Below are 1,662 nucleotides of genomic sequence, written 5' to 3' on the forward strand. Positions count from 1 at the left end.
GTTGACTCCTTCGAGCATAACGAAGCATTGAGACCTGGTCGATGCGGTATTTCGTGAACATCAGCTCGATTGCAGCGGGATAATCACCTTTGGAAAGCATCAGATTCTTGTTTGCAAACAGATCAACTAGTAATTTTTCCAAAGGCACCTGATACCGTTCGCGGTCAGACTTGGGAGCCTCTGTGACCAGATGGTTGATGATGATCCGATCATTAGTACCGTACCGCAGTATCTCTTGGGCTTTGGGTTTCAATAACACCTTGCCTGGGAATTTTTCTGTAAGCATGGAGAACACAAAATCACCACAGCCCTTCTCCACTTCAAGGAAGATCTGATTGTGAGCCAGCTGGTGATTGAAGAACTCATTGAGCCAGGACAACTCCCAAACCCTATAGGAAAGTAGTGGAAACTGCTTTTGCATATAATCGATCACCTGCTGGGCTGCATGAGAATATACCCCGGTGAAGATACCTTTCTTCGACTCTTTATCAACTTTCTTGTATTGATTGCGTCCAATCCTAACTATCAATCTGGAATTGCGCAAGGTTCCTATTAAATATCTGAGCTGTGTCTCCTTGAATGAGGGCTCGATAATCCTAGCTGCACGTAGAATCTGCTGTCTCGTACACGTGCCATCAGGTAAATTTCGAATGATTGCATGCTTGTTCATACTCACCACCTCCTGAGCCATTTCGGCAAATTTTTATTTTTTTGCCGTTCTGGCTTTTTTTAAAGGAATCATCTCTACAGAAAGCATGTGTGCGATCTTTCCCCACTCTTTACATGTCATTGTTATCCACTCTGCTTGCTGAGCCTCTTCACAGTCTCAGCACTGACATGAAGAAAGCAGGTGGTGGATAAGAATGATTCTATAACGCTTGGGATGTTACCTGGGTTTGGTACCAATCACCACCTGAGACTCATGATACTCTCACCTTCAATGGAGAATGAAGTGATCTGTCCGTCTATTCTCAAGTGTACCTGCTTCGTTTCATCAGTCGGGTTATGAATAACCACAACATAGGAATTATCTGGGTTCTTCCATGCGGTAGCTTCAAGTTCATTGGTATAAAGAGAGTGGGCAATACGGACAGCTCCCGGGGAGATTGAACGACTGAAGTGTCTGATGTAGTAGTACGACAAACGCTTCTGGTAGGTACCATCCTCCAAATTGCAGAGAATGGGGGAATCACAATAATTACCCACATGATTAGGACCACCATTGGTATCGAGGACCATATTCCAGTCGAGCCAGATATGGGCACCATGATCAAGGTCCCCGATGATCTGATGGGCATAATGCTTTGCATGGGCAATCTGTGCATCACTGGAGAAGGCAGAGTACTCGATACACCCTTCTGAGAAGATAAGCAACAGTTCAGGATACCTGGAAGCAGTCAGGGAAACCTGTTCGAAGTGGTCTCCACTGTACCAGTGGAAGGATGCTGCCCCAACCATCTGAGAAATATCTTCTCGATAAACCTCCCCTACCCGTTCAAAGAGCCGCTCCCTGTTATGATCCCATATGGTTATTATGGGAGGTACTTCCAATTGGGCAGTTCTGAGTGCTGGAGAGAGGGATTCCAGGATGAAATCATGTTCTTCTTCTGCGCTGAAGAGACAGGAGTCCCACATCTGTGATGCATTCGGTTCGTTCTGTAC

At 45.6% G+C, this 1,662-nt stretch carries 2 protein-coding genes; both read right to left on the minus strand.

Translation table 11 applies throughout. The features are described from left to right. The coding region (locus JF818_RS02065; protein WP_198890334.1) for a DUF6577 family protein at window positions 1–670 on the minus strand (670 nt) is incomplete at its 3' end. Window positions 671–906: 236 nt separating this feature from the next. Next, a partial coding sequence (locus JF818_RS02070) for a glycoside hydrolase family 30 beta sandwich domain-containing protein (RefSeq protein ID WP_304944999.1) occupies window positions 907–1,662 on the minus strand: 756 nt, incomplete at its 5' end.

It is taken from the genome of Sphaerochaeta sp. S2, from assembly GCF_016406725.1.
GTDB lineage: Bacteria > Spirochaetota > Spirochaetia > Sphaerochaetales > Sphaerochaetaceae > Sphaerochaeta.